The following is a 16,999-nucleotide window of genomic DNA, read 5'->3' on the forward strand; positions in this document are numbered from 1 at the left end:
GCAGCAGTGGGCTGCCGGACCGTGACCCGGTCCGGCTGCCCCACCCGCGGGCCGCCGATGGCCCGGGCGGTCAGGCGCCCAGCCAGGAGCCGGTGAGCCGCTGGACCGCGGAGCCGTCCGCGTCGGCCAGCTTCACCGCGGTGAACTCGGCCGCCCAGTCGGAGGTCTGGTAGCGGAAGCGCGGCTCGGCGTCGGTCAGGGGCCGGATCACGTACTCCGCGCACTCCGCCGCGCTCTGGGAGGTCGAGGCGTCGTACGCCGCGGCCGTCCGCTCGAGGTAGCTCTCGATCACCGGCCGGTAGTCGCCGGCGCCGGCGATCAGAGCGTCGACGTCGCGGTCGGCACGGACGTTGCTGACGAACTCGGTGACCACGGCGCCCGGTTCGACGACGCTCACCGTGACGCCCAGCTTGGCCACCACCGGGGCGAGGCTCTCCATCCAGCCCTCGACGGCGAACTTCGCTGCGCAGTACGCCTCGTTGAACGGCTGGCCCACCACTCCCCCGACACTCGTCACCGTGATGAGGCGGCCCTTGGAGGCACGCAGATGCGGCAAGGCGGCCTTGGACACCTGGACGACGCCGAAGAAGTTGACCTCCATGACTCTCCGGACGTCGTCCACGTCCTCGAGTTCCAGGGTCCCGAGGTGCCCGGCGCCCGCATTGTTGATCACCGCGTCCAGTCGCCCGTAGTCGGCGATGACACCGTCGACGCAGGCCGCGACGGATGCCGGGTCGATCACGTCGAGCTGCCGGATGTCGGCTCCGGGCAGTGCCTCGCGCAGCGGCCCCGCCTTGTCCGTGTCGCGCATGGTCGCGACGACCTGGTAGCCGGCCTTGTCCGCGAGGACGGCGGCGGCCCGCCCGATGCCGGTGGAGGTGCCGGTGATGAGTACGACCTTCATGGTGTGCGCTCTGCCTTTCGCTGGGTGCTGATCGGGGGTGCTGATCGTGGGTGCTGATCGGGGGAGTGCGGAGTGGGCGCGGTCCGGCCCGGGGGACGTCAGGTGTTGACGCTGTCCATGAGCTGCTCGGGGTAGCGAAGCCCCGCGGCCGCGCCCGGCGGCAGAGCCAGGTCGAGCGCCGCCAGGTGCGCCGCGCTCAGGGCCACGTCCGCGGCGGCCGCGTTCTCCTCGAGGTACGCGATGCGCTTGGTGCCGGGGATCGGTACGACGTTCTCGCCCTGGTGCAGCAGCCAGGCGAGGGCGAGCTGCGTGGGTGTGATGCCGATGTCGGCGGCGAGGGCGCGTACCTGTTCGGCCAGGCGCAGATTGCGGCGGAGGTTCTCGCCCTGGAAGCGCGGATCCATGCGGCGGTAGTCGTCCTCGGCGAGCGAGGCGAGGTCCGTGACCGCGCCGGACAGGAAGCCGCGGCCCACGGGGGAGTAGGGGACGAGAGCGACGCCCAGTTCGCGGGCGGTGGGCAGGATGGCCGTCTCCACCGAGCGCTCCCACAGCGAGTACTCGGTCTGCAGGGCGGCGACCGGGTGGACGGCGTGGGCCCTGCGCAGGGTGTCGGCGTTGACCTCCGACAGTCCGATGTGGCGGATCTTTCCCGCGGCGACGAGCTCGGCCAGGCCGCCGACGGTGTCCTCGATCGGCACCTGCGGGTCGCGGCGGTGCAGGTAGTACAGGTCGATGTGGTCCAGTCCGAGACGGGCGAGCGAGGCGTCGACCGCCTGCTTGGCGTATTCGGGGGTGGAGTCGACGGTGGCGGTGTTCCCCTGGCGTCGGGCGCCGAACTTGGTGGCCACGACGGCCTCTTCGCGCCGGCGGCCGGCCAGGGCGCGGCCGAGCAGCTTCTCGTTGTGGCCGGAGCCGTAGACGTCCGCGGTGTCGAGCAGGTTCACGCCCAGGTCGAGGGCGCGGTGGATGGTGGCGACCGACCGGTCGTCGTCGGTGGTGCCGTAGAACTCGGACATGCCCATCAGGCCGAGGCCGAGGGGGTGGACCGCCGGGCCGTGGGTGCCGAGGGTGCGCTGCTTCATGGTGCGGCTCCCGCCGTGAGGTGAGGAGGGGCGCGTGGGGTGCGCGCTCGCTGACACAGAAGAAGTTATGATGCATAACCATCATTGTCAATTCTGGTAGTGCTCTACCAGTTCCCCTTAGGCTGTGACCATGGCTTCTGCGCGCGACCCGCTGTCCTCCGAGGTGATCGCCCTCTTCGCGAAGATCACAACGCGCTACAGCCGGGAGTACGAGGCTGCCGCCGCCCAGCACGACATCACGCCGCAGCAGGTCAAGGTGCTCCTCGCCCTGGACGAGACGCCGCTGCCGATGCGGCGGATCGCCGAGCGCGTGGGGGCCGAGCCGTCCAACCTCACCGGCGTCATCGACCGGCTTCAGGCCCGCGGCCTCGTCGAGCGTCGCCCCGATCCGAACGACCGACGGGTCAAGCTTCTGGCCACGACGGATGACGGGAAGGCCGCGGCCCAGGACTTGCAGCAGCGGCTGCGCTTCGCGAGCGACCCGCTCGTCGCCCTCGGCCGGGACCAGCGGCGCGAACTGCGCGACCTCCTGCGGCTCATGGCCGATTCATGAGGGCGGGTGCCCAACCTGCACGGGCGGGCGGCCGGGAGTTCACGGCGTAGAACCGCAGGAACCGCAGGAACCGCACAGACCGCAGGAGCCGCACGAGCGGAGCACGAGCCGTACGAGCGGTGCGAGCAAGCGGAAGGGGCGCCCGGATCCAGCCGGACGCCCCTTCCCCACTCCCGCTCCGGGGGTCGGCGGGAGATCCGGCTCGCTCACAGGGTGGCAAGCCGGAGCGCTGGGACGGCGAGGCACGTGAGTGCCACCACGAACCGGGCAGCCCGCTCGGCTCGTTGCTCTTGAGGATGGCACCGACGGCACTAGTGACCTGCCTAGGTTCTGCCGTCGAGGGAGATTCGGCGGTGGGCGGCGTCCGGCGCTCCCGCGACCCCAGGAGCCCTCGGAGCCACGTGCCGCGCGGCCGAGGCGAGGGTGGCGCGGGCCCCGCGCTCGGTGAGGCCGCTCCCGAGGGCGGCGTCGGTCAGGTCCGGGGCCAGGTCCTCGCCGAGTCCGCACTCGTAGGCCCGGCAGGCGGCCCAGAAGAGCCGGTCGTTCCGCTGTCCGGGCTGCGAATCCCGGACGAACCGGATCAGTGCGACGCCGTCGGAGCCCGGGGCGCACGACCCCGGACGTCCCACGGCATGCAGGTCCGGGTGCGGCGGCGCGCGATGCGGCGGCGCGAGCAGACGTAGGAGCGCTCCCGGGGCGGGCGCCGGCCGGACGGGGCCCGGCGCGAGCCGGTACACCCCATGAAGGGTGCACGACCCCGGTCCGACCAGATAGCCGCCGTTTCCGCGCACGTCGATGCCGGGAGCGAGGCGGCCGGCCGAGTTCGCCACGGGCCGACCGGGCAGGCCGGTCAGCCAGAGATGGAGGCCGCCGCTGGGCGTGAGGACGGTGACGGTGCCCGGGACGGTGAAGCCGTGTTCGCGGGCGAGCAGCCGCAGGGAGGCGAGGCTGTCCGTGCCGTGCTTGACGTCCAGGTCGAGGCCGATGAGGTGGTGCGGGGCGCGGCCGCAGGCGATGCCGTAGCCCGTCGCCCACGGTGCGGCGGCGAAGAGCGCCAGGACCGCTGCCGGGTCGGTCGTCGCGTCGTGGATGCCGTGGCCTGCCCGGCCGCACTCGCCCGTGCACCGTACGGGCGAGTGGTCCGCGTGGTGCGGGGAGCGCACGGCGGGCAGCTTGCCGCGGGTCAGGGGGATCACGGGCAGGCCGAACGCCGCCGCGGCCAGGGCGTGGCGGCGGGCGTCGACGGGGGGAACCCCTGCCGGGGGCCAGGGCGTGGCGGGCAAAGCCATACCCTCATTCTCGTTCACGTGTTCGAACCTGGAAAGTGGGCCGCCACCCTCCTCACCCGAAAGAGGGGCGTGGTGGCGGGATCCTCCGCATCCACCCCGCGTACGGCGGTGCGAGCACGGCTCATGGGCGCGCGCGAGGTTTGCCGCCCGGTCGTCACACCTGCGGGCGAATCGGGTCGTCCCGGGCTTTCGCCCCGCATTTCGTGGGCAACTCTGGCTGCGCGGCGTCGTCGCAGCGCGAATTCGGCCGGCCGGCTGTCGCGCAGCGCCGGACAACTGCCGCGTAGTACCCAGCACTTCCGCTCCTGGAGGAGACACATGGCAAGCATCCGTACCGTCCGCGGCCTCGCCGCCCTCGCCTCGCTGCCGCTGGCGGCCGCCCTGTTCACGGGCGTCGCGCAGGCCGAGAACGGGCCGTCCGCGGGCGACGGATCGAACGCGAGCACCGCCGCGCTCATGGGCAGCGGCGCCAGCGGCCGGAATTCGGGCAACTCCACGACGGTGCAGCAGGTCTCGACGGGCGCCGGTGCCTCGAACCAGAACAGCACCGCCAGCGTGAAGGACGCGGAGAGCACCACCATCGACCAGTCCACGCACGACGTCTCGGTGTACTTCAGCCGACTGAAGTGAGCGGGGGGTTCCGCAGCCACCGGGGAGGGTGAGCGGTTCGCGCGGCGGCATCTGTCAGGTGCCGCCGCGCAGCCGCGTCCGGCCCCGGTCCGTGGCGTCCGCGACCTTGACACCACCCCTTATCTGACGGACAGTCAGAAACCTTGACCGGCACGGCGCAGGGGGTGGGGTGGGAGTGGACGACGGCCTGTACGAGCGGATCAAGACGTACGAGGGGCGGCCCGCCGCGACCGGAGGGAAGGGGCGCGACCCCGTCAACGAGCCCATGATCCGGCACTGGTGCGAAGCCATGGGCGACACCGGCCCCGCGTACCCCGCCGTCGCGCCGCCCACCATGCTGCAGGCGTGGACCATGGCCGGGCTGTCCGGGCCGCACAGGACCGGGGCGTACATCGAGCTGCTGGAGCTCCTGGACGAGGCCGGGTTCACCTCCATCGTGGCGACCGACTGCGAGCAGGAGTATCTGCGCCCCCTCCGCCCCGGCGACCGCATCGGATTCGACGCCGTGATCGAGTCCGTGTCCCCGCGGAAGACGACGAAGCTCGGTTCGGGCCACTTCGTGACCACCCGGATGGACATCACGGCCGACGGCGAACCCGCCGGCACCCACCGCTTCCGTGTCCTCAAGTACGCGCCCGCGCAGAGGAAGCCGCGCGAGGACACCACCGAGTCGCAGGCACCGGCCGCCAGGCGCCCCCGCCCGGTGATCAACCGCGACAACGCCGGCTTCTGGGACGGCGTCGCACGCCACGAACTCCTCATCCAGCGCTGCACCGCGTGCCGCACGCTCCGCTTCCCCTGGCTCCCCGGGTGCAACGCGTGCGCCTCCGCCGACTGGGACACCGTGCGCGCCGCCGGCCCCGGGATCGTCCACTCCTACGTCGTCATGCACCACCCGCCGTTCCCCGCCTTCGACCCTCCCTACGCGGTGGCCCTGGTCGAACTCGCCGAAGGTGTCCGGATGGTCAGCAACGTCACCGGGGTGCCGTACGACAAGGTCCGGATCGGCATGCCGGTGGAGCTGGAATTCCTCGCCGCCGACGAGGAGTTGACGTTGCCCGTCTTCCGCGGAAGCGAGGGCTGAACCATGACGCACACCGAAGAGCAGCCTTCCACCGCCGCCACGACGCACCGCGGCCAGGAACTCCCGCCGCTGCGCATACCCGTCACCCGCACGCTCATCGTCGCCGGTGCCATCGCCTCCCGTGACTACCAGGACGTGCACCACGACGCGGAAGCCGCCCGGGCGAAGGGCTCCCCGGACATCTTCATGAACATCCTCACCACCAACGGCCTCGTCGGCCGCTACATCACCGACCACTTCGGACCGCGGGCTCAGCTCCGCAAGGTGGCCATCCGGCTGGGCGTGCCCAACTACCCCGGCGACGAGATGGTGCTGACCGGTACCGTCACCGCCGTGGACGGCCGGTTCGCCGAGGTCCGGGTGACCGGCGCCAACAACCTCGGCCACCACGTCACCGGCACGGTCACCGTCGAACTCCCGCAGGGAGCAGGCGCGTTACCGGACGCCCCGACACCGGACGCCCCGACACCGGACGCCCCGACACCGGACGCCCCGACACCGGACGCCCCGACACCGGGCGCCCCGACACGGGACGGCGGGACGCCGGGGGTGAGCGCATGAGCGTCCGCCACCGGGATCCCCTGGGCGGCAGGGCGGCCATCGCCGGCATCGGGGCCACGGAGTTCTCCAAGAACTCCGGCCGCAGCGAGCTGAGGCTCGCGGTCGAGGCGGTCCACGCCGCGCTGGACGACGCCGGGCTCGTCCCCGCCGACGTCGACGGCATGGTCACCTTCACCATGGACACCAGCCCGGAGATCACCGTGGCGCAGGCGGCCGGCATCGGTGAACTGTCGTTCTTCTCCCGGATCCACTACGGCGGTGGCGCGGCCTGCGCCACCGTGCTGCAGGCGGCCATGGCCGTCGCCACGGGTCAGGCCGACGTGGTGGTCTGCTACCGCGCGTTCAACGAGCGGTCCGGCCGCCGCTTCGGGTCGGGTGTGCAGCACCGCGAGCCCTCGGCCGAGGGTGCCGCGCTCGGCTGGGCGCTCCCGTTCGGCCTGCTCACCCCCGCGTCCTGGGTCGCCATGGCGGCGCAGCGCTACCTCCATGCATACGGGCTGACACCCGAGGTCTTCGGTCATGTCGCCGTCACCGACCGCCGGTACGCCGCCACCAACCCGGCCGCGTACTTCCATGGGAAGCCGATCACGCTCGACGACCACGCCGCCTCCCGCTGGATCGTCGAGCCGCTGCGCCTGCTCGACTGCTGCCAGGAGACGGACGGCGGACAGGCGATCGTGGTGACCTCGGTGGAGCGGGCCCGGGACCTGCGCAACCCGCCCGCCGTCATCACCGCCGCGGCGCAGGGGGCCGGCCGTGCCCAGGAGCAGATGACCGGCTTCCATCACGGCCCCCTGACCGGGCTGCCCGAGACGGGTGTCGTCGCGCGCCGCCTGTGGAGCGGCAGCGGGCTGCGCCCCGCCGACATCGACGTGGCGATCCTCTACGACCACTTCACCCCGTTCGTCCTGATGCAGCTGGAGGAGTTCGGCTTCTGCCCGCGCGGCGAGGCGGGCGCCTTCGTCGCCGCCGGTGACCTGCCGCTCAACACGCACGGCGGCCAGCTCGGCGAGGCGTATCTGCACGGGATGAACGGCATCGCCGAGGCCGTACGGCAGGTGCGCGGCAGTGCTGTGAACCAGGTGGCGGGGGCTAGCACGGTTCTGGTGACGGCGGGAACCGGAGTTCCGACATCCGGGCTTGTGATTGGTGCTTCCGGCTGACTTCGATCAGCCATGTCGCGTGTCTGCCACTTCTCCGGGTTGCGGGCACCGTTCACTCACCCTATGGAACGACGAAAGAAGATCATTCAATATGTGGTCGCACTCATCGCGGCCCTCGCCGCGGTGCTCGGCGGGCTCTTCGCCGGAGGCGCCGCGGCGCAGGACCCGGGTGACGGCGACCCGCAGTCCAAGGGCGCCGAAGTCTTCACCGGGCTGGGCTTCGACACCTGCGAGGCCCCGTCCCTCGGCTCCATGAACGCCTGGCGGAAATCCCACTACAGGGCTGTCGGTGTCTACTTCGGCGGCCGGGGCCGGGCCTGCAAGACGCAGGCCAACCTGGGTCGCCGCTGGATCCGGGAGGTGGACAGAACCGGCTGGAACGTCCTCCCCCTCTACGTCGGCTCGCAGTCCCCCTGCGTGCTGAACCAGAACAAGAAGTCGGTGCCCATCGACGGGGACCCGTCGATCCTGGGCACGGAAGAGGGGCGCGACGCCGTCGAGAGCGCCGCCGAACTCGGCATGCTGGAGCGCAGCGCCCTCTACCTCGACGTCGAGGCGTACGACCAGCGCGACACCGAATGCGCCGAGGACACCCTCTCCTTCATCCGCGCGTGGAGCCGCGAGGTGCGCCGCCAGGGCTACTTCGCGGGCTTCTACAGCAGTGCCACCTCGGGTGTGGAGCACATCGAGAGCGCGCGCCGCAGCGGAGTCCGGGACCTGCCCGACATCATGTGGTTCGCCCGGTGGAACGTCTCCCCGTCGCTCTACGACGAACCGGTGCTCGACCGCACCGCATGGGCCCCGCACCGCCGCATTCACCAGTACCAGGGCAATGTCGTGGAGACGCACGGCGGAGTGACCATGACGATCGACCCGAATCTCGTGGACGCGCCCGTCGCCGTGATCGACGACGTCGAACCCGCCGCCTAGGCACGGACCTTGGCGCATACGCTTCGTACACGTCCCCCTACGCACCCGGACCACCCCCTATGCGACCCCGGCACGCGACCCTGACCCCGGGGCGGAGACCGCTCCACCTGAGGGAGGTAGGGCCTGCGTCGTGAGTACAACCTGAGGCTGACCCTTCAAGGGGACCTGCGGGCGATCCCCAGGCACCCCTCGCGCTCCTAGGTTTGGCGCATGACCACGCCAGTCCGAACGAGCGCCACCACAGCAGTGTTCCCGTCGTTCTCGTCCTATGTACGAGCGCGCGGACCTGTCCTGATGCGCACCGCACGCTCGCTCACCGCGAACCCGTGCGATGCCGAGGACCTGCTGCAGACCGCGCTGACGAAGACGTACCTGGCCTGGGAGCGGATCGAGGACCACCGGGCGCTCGACGGGTACGTGCGACGTGCCCTGGTGAACACCCGCACCTCGCAATGGCGCAAGCGCAAGGTCGACGAGTTCGCCTGCGACGAGCTGCCCGAGCCCCACGTGGCCCCTGCCCCGGACCCTGCGGAACAGCAGCTCCTTCACGACGCCATGTGGCGCGCGATATCCCGGCTTCCCGACCGCCAGCGCGCGATGGTCGTCCTCCGGTACTACGAGGACCTGAGCGAGGCCCAGACCGCCGAGGTGCTCGGTGTCTCGGTCGGCACGGTCAAGAGCGCCGTCTCCCGTGCCCTCTCCAAACTGCGTGATGACCCCGAACTCGGCTGTGCCGCCTGATCGGCTCCCCTGCCGTGGGCCATCCCACACCGGCATCGTTGTGCGCGAAGTAGTGACATACCGCTTGGTATGAACGCAGAATCGGCTCACCACTACCCTCGCGTAACCGCGACCTCGGGAGGCCTCGGTGTACAGCACGATGCAGGATGTACCGCTGACAGTGAGCCGCATCCTGCGGCACGGATCGATCGTCCACTCCGGCTCGCTCGTCACCACCTGGACCGGGGAGGCCGAACCCGAGCGCCGTACGTTCGCCGAGACCGGTGCCCGCGCCGCCCAGCTCGCCCATGCGCTCCGTGACGAACTCGGGGTCGTCGGCGACCAGCGTGTCGCGACACTCATGTGGAACAACGGCGTCCATCTCGAGGCCTATCTCGCGATCCCCTCCATGGGCGCGGTCCTCCACACCCTCAACCTCCGCCTCCCGGCCGACCAGCTCACCTGGATCGTGAATCACGCCGCCGACCGCGTGATCATCGTCAACGGCACGCTGCTCCCGCTCCTCGCCCCGCTGCTGTCCGGGCTGGAGTCGGTCGAGCACATCGTCGTCGCCGGCCCCGGCGACCGTTCCGTCCTGGACGGCGCAGGCGCCCGGGTCCACGACTACGAGGAACTGATCGCCGGCCGCCCCACCGACTTCGCCTGGCCGGACCTCGACGAGCGCGAGGCCGCCGCCCTCTGCTACACCTCCGGCACGACCGGGGACCCCAAGGGCGTCCTGTACAGCCACCGTTCGCTCTATCTGCACTCGATGCAGGTCAACAGCGCCGAGGCGTTCGGGCTGACCGGACGCGACATCGCTCTGCCCGTCGTACCGATGTTCCACGTCAACGCCTGGGGGCTGCCGCACGCCGCCTTCCTCGCGGGCACGTCCCTGCTCATGCCCGACCGTTTTCTGCAGCCCGCCCCGCTCGCCGAGATGATCGAGACCGAGCGGCCCACCTTCGCCGCCGCCGTTCCCACGATATGGCAGGGCCTGCTCGCCGAACTCGACACCAACAAGTGGGATGTGTCCAGCCTCGGCCACGTCGTCATCGGCGGAGCCACCTGCCCGCCAGCCCTCATGACGGCGTTCTGGGAGCGGCACGCCATCCGCGTCGTCCACGCCTGGGGCATGACGGAGACCTCACCGCTCGGCACCGTCTCGCACCCGCCCGCCGGGGTCGGCGAGGAAGAGGCGTGGCCGTACCGCTTCAGCCAGGGCCGGCTGTGCTCCTCCGTCGAACTGCGGCTGACCGGGCCGGACGGCGGATTCCTGCCGTGGGACGGCCAGTCGGCCGGTGAGCTGGAGGTACGGGGTCCCTGGATCGCGGGCGCGTACTACGGCGGCGCCGGCGCCGACCCCATGCGGCCGGAGGACAAGTTCACCGAGGACGGCTGGCTGCGCACCGGCGACGTCGGGACGATAACCCCCAACGGCTACCTCAACATCACCGACCGCGCGAAGGACGTCATCAAGTCCGGGGGCGAGTGGATCTCCTCGGTCGAGCTGGAGAACCATCTCATGGCCCACCCCGATGTCGCCGAGGCCGCGGTCGTGGCCGTGCCCGACACCAAGTGGGGCGAACGGCCGCTCGCCACCGTCGTTCTGAAGGAGGGCGCCACCGCCGACTACGAGGCGCTCAAGACCTGGCTCGGGGAGCGGATCGCCCGCTGGCAGGTGCCCGAGCGCTGGGCCGTGATCCCGGCCGTGCCGAAGACGAGCGTCGGCAAGTTCGACAAGAAGGTGCTCCGCAAGCAGTACGCGGACGGGGAGCTGGACGTCACCGAGATGTGACGACCGCAGAAGGATTGACGCAGAGGCCGGGGTGGTGTTTCACCGCCCCGGCCTTCTCCGTGGCGTACACCCGGGCCCGAAGTGACGCCCGTCGGGCCCGAAATGGCGCCCTTACCCGGGGAGACGCCTGCGCCGACCGCCAAGGCTGGGGCGCTTTGGGTCAGTTCGTCCCGATCTTCGCGAGCAGGTCGACGATCCGGCTCTGCACATCCGGGCTCGTGGAGCGCTCGGCCAGAAAGAGGACCGTCTCGCCCGAGGTGAGCCGCGGCAGCTCGGCCGGGTCGATGTCGGCGGAGGTGTAGACGACCAGCGGGGTGCGGTTGAGCAGCCCGTTCGCCCGCAGCCAGTCCACGATCCCGGCACGCCGGCGGCGTACCTGCATGAGGTCCATCACCACGAGGTTCGGCCGCATCTGGGACGCCAGCGTCACCGCGTCCGCGTCCGAAGCGGCCCGCCCGACCTGCATGCCGCGCCGCTCCAACGTCGCGGACAGAGCGCCCGCGATGGGGTCGTGCGCCTCGATCAGCAGGACACGCGGCGGGTGTTGCTCGCTGTCCCGCGGCGCGAGCGCCTTCAGCAGGACCGCGGGGTCGGCGCCGTACGCCGCTTCCCGCGTCGCCTGCCCGAGCCCCGCCGTCACCAGCACCGGAACCTCGGCCGCCACCGCCGCCGTACGCAGCGACTGCAGCGCGGTCCGGGTGATCGGCCCGGTGAGCGGGTCCACGAAGAGCGCCGCCGGGTAGGCCGCGATCTGCGCGTCCACCTCCTCGCGGGAGTGGACGATCACCGGGCGGTAGCCGCGGTCGCTCAGCGCCTGCTGGGTCGCCACGTCCGGGGCGGGCCACACCAGCAGCCGTCGCGGATTGTCCAGCGGCTCGGGCGGCAGCTCGTCGTCCAGCGGCGGAGCGCTCTGGGAGTCGGTGACGTCTATGGCGCCGTTCGGACCGTCCAGCGGCTCGGGGCCCTCGCTGCCCTCGTCGGGTGCGCCGATCGCGTACGCCCGGCCCTCCGTGGAGTCCAGCAGCCGCGGTGGCTGGGGCTGCTGCTGCTCGCGGGGGCGCCCGGCGGGCTCGAGCGCGCCGCCGGGCGGGGGCGGCGTGCGATCACCCTCCTGCGGCGGGGCGGCGAGCCTGCGACGTCTGCCGGAACCTGCGGACTGCGGGGCCTGCGGCGCCGGTTGGAGTCGCTGCTGATCGGCGATCTGCTGCGCGAACGGCACGCCCTGGCCGAGCGTCCGCACGCTGATGGCGCGCGACTGGCCGGCCGCGGGGCCGTCGGCGGCGGGCGGCTCGCCCTGAGGCGGCTGGCCCTGCGAGGGCTGGCCCTGAGGCGACTGCCCCTGCGAGGGCTGCCCTTGCGGTGCGTCGGGCTGCGCCGGGTGCGGTGCCGCTGCCGGGTGCGGCTGCGCCCCCGGTCCGGGTTGTGCGGGTTGCGTCGACGCCGGTTGGCCCTGCGCCGGAGGTGCGGGGGCCTCGGCGGGCAGCGGCTGGGCGGCGCGGGGGTGGCTCGGCGGCGGAGGCGTCTGCTCCGGTCGCATCTCGTGCCGCGGCTCGGGCTGAGGCTGCGCCACGGCCGGTTGACCAGGGGGAACCGGAGCGCTGGGGCCGGTCTGGTCCACGGTCGCCGGCATCGCCCCGGGCACGCCGGACTCCGGCGGCGGAGGCGGGCCGACCGGGGCCTCCTGACCGGCGGAACCCTGTCCCTCCTGGGCGGGGAAGCCCTGGGCGGGCGTGGACTGCGGTGCCGCCGGCATGCCCGATTCGGCGGTCAGGCGCCTGCTCTGCCCGCTCTGCCCCTCATCCGCCGGGTCGCGCCGGGCACGGCGGCGCCCGGTGGGTGCCGGTACGGGATGTGCCTGGGGTGGTGTGTGTTCGGCGTCGATGCCCGGTGCCATGGCGTCGTGACGGCTCTGCTCGTCCCCGGCCCAGGCTGTTCCCGCCTGACCCGACTGCTCATCCGTCCCGGCCGGTCCGGCCTGCCGGTCGCTCTCCGCGGGCGGCAGAGCCAGGGCCTGGCGCTGCCCGCCCGCCCCTTCCGCCGCGGCCTGTTCCTGTCCGCCACCGGCCAGCGCCCGGCGCACCCTCCGGCCGCCCGGCGGGACCTGACCCTGCTGCGACGTCGCGGGATCCCCGGATTCGGCGCCCGCACCGTACGGCTGGGGCCGCCCGTCCGGTGTCGCCGAAGTGCCGTGGGCAGGTGTGCCGAGGCGGCGGCCGCGGCGCGCCGCCGGTTCCATCGTGGTGCCCTGCGCTTCGGGGCCGGTGCCCTGCTGCGGTACGGGCGCGCTCGTGCCGTTCAGTCCTGCCGGACGCAGTTGGGACGGGACCGGGCTCAGGCCCTGCTGCCCCTGCTCCCGGCCGTGGTCCGTCGCTCCGGGCAGCGCGGGCAGCGCGGACGACCGCGGTTCGGCGCCGGCGCCCTGCGGCGCTCCGCCGGCCGTGCCGTTCGCGCCCGCGGCGTACATCTCGTTCTGTACGGGCGAGTTGGAGCCGTCACCGCTGTCCGGCCGCTCTTCCGCGGCCATGGCCAGCGAGCCGGACGACTGGTCCTGGCCTCCGTGCCGGGCCCGCCGGCCCGTCCCCGATCCGGCCGCACCCGCGGTGCTCTCCCCGCTCTCGCCCTCGGCGGACCCGCCGAGGGGCACGCCTCCGGGCGGTACGGCGCGTGCCTCGGCCGGACTGGGCCGGCCGCGCCGCCGTCCCGTGGGCCGGGCCTGCGCCGCGGGCGCACCCGTGTCCTGCCCGTGCGGACCGGGCGCCTGAACGCCCGCGCCCTCCTGACCCGGCATGGCCGCGTCGGCCGGATGGGCACCCGGCGCCCCCGGACCGCCACCCGCCGCCGGGTCGCCCTCCGGGCTCCGCCGCGCACGGCGGCGGCCGGTCGGGGTCTGCTGGGAGCCCGTCGACTGCGCGGGCACGGTGACGCTGCCGGAGCCCGACGCCTCCTGCGGCGCACCGCCGTTCGTGCCGCCCGCCGCACCCTGTGCGGGGTCGGCCGCGGCGGCGCCCGGCACCTCGGTGCCCCGCTGCCGCTGCGTCGGCACCGGCATCACGGTGGTGGCGTTCTCCCGGTCCCGGGCGTCGATGATCCGCTCCGGCGCCGCGGCGCTGTCCGCGCTCAGCGGCACCTCGAGGACGTAGGCGCTGCCACTCGTCCCCGGCACTTCGTGGGTCTGCAGCACGCCTCCGTGCCGCTCCACGATGCCGCGCACGATCGGCTCGTGCACCGGGTCGCCGCCGGCGTACGGCCCGCGGACCTCGATCCGTACGACCTCGCCGCGCTGCGCCGCGGCCACCACGATCGTCGAGTCGCCCGAGCCGCCGGCAGCCGGGGCGTTCCCCGTCGCGTCGACCCCGGCCACATCGGCGATCAGATGCGCGAGTGCCTGCGCCAGCCGCTTCGCGTCCACCTCGGCCTCGATCGGCGGGGCGTGGACCGCGAACTGCGCGCGCCCCGGGCCGATGAGCTCGACCGCGCCCTCGACACCGGCGGCCACAACGCCGTCGAGGGACACCGGTGCGCGGTCCAGCCGCTCTTTGCCGGTGTCCAGGCGCTGGTAGCTCAGCACGTTGTCGATGAGCGTGGTCATCCGTGCGTAACCGGCGGTGAGGTAGTGCAGGATCTGGTTCGCCTCGGGCCAGAGCTGCCCCGCCGGGTCGGAGGCGAGAGTGCCCAACTCCGAGCGCAGCTGGTCGAGCGGCCCGCGCAGCGCCTCGTCCAGCACGGCCAGCAGCTGTGCATGCCGCGCTGACACCGCGTTGTACGTGCGCCGGTCGGTGAACGTCATCACCGCACCGACGAGCTGCTCCCCGTCCCGTACGGGCGCGGTCGTCAGGTCGACCGGCACCGCGCGGCCGTCCTTCGCCCACAGCACCTGGCCCCGGACGCGGTGCTTGCGGCCGGAGCGCAGGGAGTCGGCGAGTGGCGTCTCGTTGTACGGCAACGGGCTGCCGTCGGGCCGGGAGTGGTGGATCAGCGGGTGCAGCTCCTTGCCGCCGAGGTCCCCGGCGCGGTACCCGAGGATCTGCGCGGCCGACGGATTGACGAGGACGATCTTGCCCTCGGTGTCCACACCGACGACGCCCTCGGCCGCGGCGCGCAGGATCATCTCGGTCTGACGCTGCTGGCGCGCCAGCTCGGCCTCGGTGTCCACGGTCCCCGACAGGTCCCGGACGACGAGCATCAGCAGCTCGTCGCCGGTGAAGTGGTTCAGGGAGGCATCGGCGTACGGAGTGCGGCCGTCCGCCAGATTCGCGCTGGTGATCTCGACGGGGAACTCGGACCCGTCGGTGCGCCGGGCGATCATCCGGGTCGGCTTGGTCCGGCCCTCGTCGTCCTCGGGCCGCCGCATCGAACCGGGGATGCGGCGCGAGTCGAAGGACGGCAGCAGGTCGAGAAGGCCCCGGCCGACGAGAGCGGTCCCGGGTGCCTCGAACGTCTCCAGGGCGATGGTGTTGGCGTTGACGACCGTGCCGTTGCAGTTCACCAGCAGCAGAGCGTCGGGCAGCGCATCGAGTATGGCTGCAAGCCGAGCAGCGCCCCGGGATGGCCTGCTGCTCACGACGACCATTCCTCCCTGATCACTGCTCCTCACCGACGGCCCCGGCCATTTTGCCGCGTGTCCCGGGGCATGTCACTGGAGGGAGTCTACGGCCACCCGTTGCGGGGGCAACGGCGGATGAGGGGAGGACGAGCGACGAGTTTGTGCGACTTACCGCACGCCTGACATAAGCCCTGGGCGCCCGTGATGACACAGGAATAGGCCCCTTCCCAGCGCTTCCGGACAGGCGCGCGCGACACCCGTACGCACAGGATCGGTCGTCGTTCGCGCGGGATCGGTCGGCACCCGTGCCCGTTTCAGCGGGACGGTGTGCGGGATCGGTCGACAGCCGACCGATCCCGCCGGACCGCATGCCGGATCGGCCGGCGTCCGTGACGGTTCCGCGGGGGGTGTGCGGTGGCCGGGGTGAGAGGGGTGGTGACGCTGACCGGGGCGCGGATCGGGCGCGGACCGGTCGGGGTGCGCGCCGGGGCGCGTGCTACCGATTCAGACGCCGGCTTCGGGGAGGACGGGCCGGAGCCGGTTCCAGCGCGCGATCTCGCAGCCGTTGCGGCGGTCGAAGCGGGCGTCGACGGGACGGCCGGCCCAGGTGCCGGTGATCCGCGCCGTGGACGGACCGCCGTACATCATCGTGCAGTTGGCACGCGGCTCCACGGGCGCGAACGGGCTCTCGCCCCACCGGACCATCTCGTCGAGCCGGTCGCACGCCGCCCGGGCCTGCCGGTGCGTACCGCCCGTGGGGTGGCAGTCGAGGGAGTAGCGGCCGTCGACCGCCCGGTTGCCGCTGTTGCTGATGGTGATGGTGAGCCGGTCCTCGCCGGAGGGGGCCACTGCCGGCGGCGGCATGAACGATCTGAGCACCGGGAGGGGCATGGGGTGCGGCATGGGGGCCGCGACGGCCCCGGCGGCGGGAGCGGCAGCAAAGGCTGCGGCGGCGGACAGGGTGACCAGCGTGAGGCGGCGGCGCAGCATCGGAACTCCTGGGGTCGGCCCGGAGCCGGGGCTCGGGCGTCATGGCGTCGGGGGCGGCAGGGGCCGCTCGCGCGAGCCCGCCATAACTAACGCTCCGGCCGCCGCGTCGTTGCGCAAGCCACCGGGGTCCCTAGGGGTGACCGAGGCGGGATCGGCTGCGAACGGTCCGGCCACGGCGGTCGTACGAGGGGGCGGTGAGAGTGACGAGGGGTGGTGAGAGTGAACGGAGCGGGACGTCGACGTACGCGGAGGGGCTCGGGCGGACGGGAGTGAAGGACCGGGAGTGAAGGACCGGGCGTCACGGACCGGGAGTGAAGGACCAGGGGTCACGGCCGGGTGCTTCGGGCTCCGCTCCGCCGGGTTGCCTTGTCCCGGGGTGTCCGCTCCGTACCGGCGTCGCGATCCGCGGCTGCTCCGTACCGGCGTCGCGCTCAACGGGACGCCGTCCGGGCGGCAGCTCGGTGGGCCCCTCCGGACCCGGCGCGACCAGGAAGGGCTTTGCTCTGCTGCACGCGTGCCTAGTACCGTAGGGTGCGATTGGTGACGGCCCGCAGGGCTGTGCCATCATCTGCACACACCACATCGCGTTCGCGCGGGTGTGTGAGGAGGCTTCGCCTAGTCTGGTCTATGGCGCCGCACTGCTAATGCGGTTTGGGGTAACCCCCCATCCCGGGTTCAAATCCCGGAGCCTCCGCTCGATCTCCTTGATCATCGAAGCCCCGGCCCCGACGGCCGGGGCTTCAGCCGTTCTT

The 16,999-nt window shown here is 72.6% G+C and carries 12 protein-coding genes, 1 tRNA gene and 1 pseudogene; 9 read left to right on the plus strand and 5 right to left on the minus strand.

The window, feature by feature from the left end; translation table 11 throughout:
• Positions 1–70: 70 nt before the first annotated feature.
• Both ACGFNH_RS24625 and ACGFNH_RS24630 read right to left on the minus strand, forming a co-directional pair.
• Entirely contained in the window at positions 71–904 is an 834-nt protein-coding gene (locus tag ACGFNH_RS24625; RefSeq protein ID WP_393657127.1) for an SDR family oxidoreductase, read from the minus strand.
• Positions 905–1,002: 98 nt separating this feature from the next.
• On the minus strand, positions 1,003–1,986 hold the full coding sequence (locus ACGFNH_RS24630; RefSeq protein WP_393657129.1) for an aldo/keto reductase: 984 nt from the start codon (positions 1,984–1,986) through the stop codon (positions 1,003–1,005).
• Positions 1,987–2,116: 130 nt separating this feature from the next.
• On the opposite strand from ACGFNH_RS24630, the gene ACGFNH_RS24635 reads away from it, so the two are divergent.
• Entirely contained in the window at positions 2,117–2,539 is a 423-nt protein-coding gene (locus tag ACGFNH_RS24635; RefSeq protein ID WP_393657131.1) for a MarR family winged helix-turn-helix transcriptional regulator, read from the plus strand.
• Positions 2,540–2,862: 323 nt separating this feature from the next.
• Here ACGFNH_RS24635 and ACGFNH_RS24640 read toward each other — a convergent pair whose 3' ends face one another.
• Positions 2,863–3,828, minus strand: a complete 966-nt coding sequence (locus tag ACGFNH_RS24640) for a bifunctional DNA primase/polymerase (RefSeq protein WP_393657133.1) — start codon at positions 3,826–3,828, stop codon at positions 2,863–2,865.
• 318 nt (positions 3,829–4,146) lie between these two features.
• On the opposite strand from ACGFNH_RS24640, the gene ACGFNH_RS24645 reads away from it, so the two are divergent.
• The 7 genes and pseudogenes from ACGFNH_RS24645 (at position 4,147) to ACGFNH_RS24675 (ending at position 10,714) form a co-directional block, all read left to right on the plus strand.
• Entirely contained in the window at positions 4,147–4,458 is a 312-nt protein-coding gene (locus ACGFNH_RS24645) for a hypothetical protein (protein WP_393657135.1), read from the plus strand.
• Positions 4,459–4,633: 175 nt separating this feature from the next.
• Positions 4,634–5,542, plus strand: coding sequence for a bifunctional MaoC family dehydratase N-terminal/OB-fold nucleic acid binding domain-containing protein (locus ACGFNH_RS24650; protein ID WP_393657137.1), 909 nt, complete (start codon positions 4,634–4,636; stop codon positions 5,540–5,542).
• Positions 5,543–5,545: 3 nt separating this feature from the next.
• Positions 5,546–5,971 (plus strand): annotated as a pseudogene (locus ACGFNH_RS24655) (MaoC family dehydratase); the annotation flags it as partial.
• A 128-nt stretch (positions 5,972–6,099) separates the two neighbouring features.
• Positions 6,100–7,266: a lipid-transfer protein gene (locus tag ACGFNH_RS24660; protein ID WP_393657139.1), complete on the plus strand. Its 1,167-nt coding sequence runs from the start codon at positions 6,100–6,102 to the stop codon at positions 7,264–7,266.
• A 63-nt stretch (positions 7,267–7,329) separates the two neighbouring features.
• Complete coding sequence (locus ACGFNH_RS24665; protein WP_393657140.1) at positions 7,330–8,196, plus strand: DUF1906 domain-containing protein; 867 nt, start codon at positions 7,330–7,332, stop codon at positions 8,194–8,196.
• 210 nt (positions 8,197–8,406) lie between these two features.
• Complete coding sequence (locus tag ACGFNH_RS24670; protein WP_393657142.1) at positions 8,407–8,937, plus strand: SigE family RNA polymerase sigma factor; 531 nt, start codon at positions 8,407–8,409, stop codon at positions 8,935–8,937.
• Positions 8,938–9,064: 127 nt separating this feature from the next.
• Positions 9,065–10,714, plus strand: coding sequence for a long-chain fatty acid--CoA ligase (locus ACGFNH_RS24675; RefSeq protein WP_393657144.1), 1,650 nt, complete (start codon positions 9,065–9,067; stop codon positions 10,712–10,714).
• Positions 10,715–10,874: 160 nt separating this feature from the next.
• On the opposite strand, the gene ACGFNH_RS24680 is transcribed toward ACGFNH_RS24675, so the two are convergent.
• The gene (locus ACGFNH_RS24680) at positions 10,875–15,275 is read right to left on the minus strand and encodes a PAS domain-containing protein (RefSeq protein ID WP_393657146.1); all 4,401 of its coding nucleotides are present in this window, start codon (positions 15,273–15,275) and stop codon (positions 10,875–10,877) included.
• A gap of 486 nt (positions 15,276–15,761) precedes the next feature.
• On the minus strand, positions 15,762–16,247 hold the full coding sequence (locus ACGFNH_RS24685) for an SSI family serine proteinase inhibitor (protein ID WP_393657148.1): 486 nt from the start codon (positions 16,245–16,247) through the stop codon (positions 15,762–15,764).
• Between the two features lie 604 nt (positions 16,248–16,851).
• Here ACGFNH_RS24685 and ACGFNH_RS24690 point away from each other — a divergent pair.
• Positions 16,852–16,941, plus strand: a tRNA-Ser gene (locus ACGFNH_RS24690).
• The last annotated feature ends 58 nt before the right edge of the window (positions 16,942–16,999 follow it).

Source organism: Streptomyces sp. NPDC048639 (assembly GCF_043199075.1).
Lineage (GTDB): Bacteria > Actinomycetota > Actinomycetes > Streptomycetales > Streptomycetaceae > Streptomyces.

Coding starts and splice junctions, on each gene's coding strand:
- ACGFNH_RS24625 (WP_393657127.1), bottom strand. CDS start 904: ATGAAGGTCGTACTCATCACCGGCACCTCCACCGGCATCGGGCGGGCC.
- ACGFNH_RS24630 (WP_393657129.1), bottom strand. CDS start 1,986: ATGAAGCAGCGCACCCTCGGCACCCACGGCCCGGCGGTCCACCCCCTC.
- ACGFNH_RS24635 (WP_393657131.1), top strand. CDS start 2,117: ATGGCTTCTGCGCGCGACCCGCTGTCCTCCGAGGTGATCGCCCTCTTC.
- ACGFNH_RS24640 (WP_393657133.1), bottom strand. CDS start 3,828: ATGGCTTTGCCCGCCACGCCCTGGCCCCCGGCAGGGGTTCCCCCCGTC.
- ACGFNH_RS24645 (WP_393657135.1), top strand. CDS start 4,147: ATGGCAAGCATCCGTACCGTCCGCGGCCTCGCCGCCCTCGCCTCGCTG.
- ACGFNH_RS24660 (WP_393657139.1), top strand. CDS start 6,100: ATGAGCGTCCGCCACCGGGATCCCCTGGGCGGCAGGGCGGCCATCGCC.
- ACGFNH_RS24665 (WP_393657140.1), top strand. CDS start 7,330: ATGGAACGACGAAAGAAGATCATTCAATATGTGGTCGCACTCATCGCG.
- ACGFNH_RS24670 (WP_393657142.1), top strand. CDS start 8,407: ATGACCACGCCAGTCCGAACGAGCGCCACCACAGCAGTGTTCCCGTCG.
- ACGFNH_RS24685 (WP_393657148.1), bottom strand. CDS start 16,247: ATGCTGCGCCGCCGCCTCACGCTGGTCACCCTGTCCGCCGCCGCAGCC.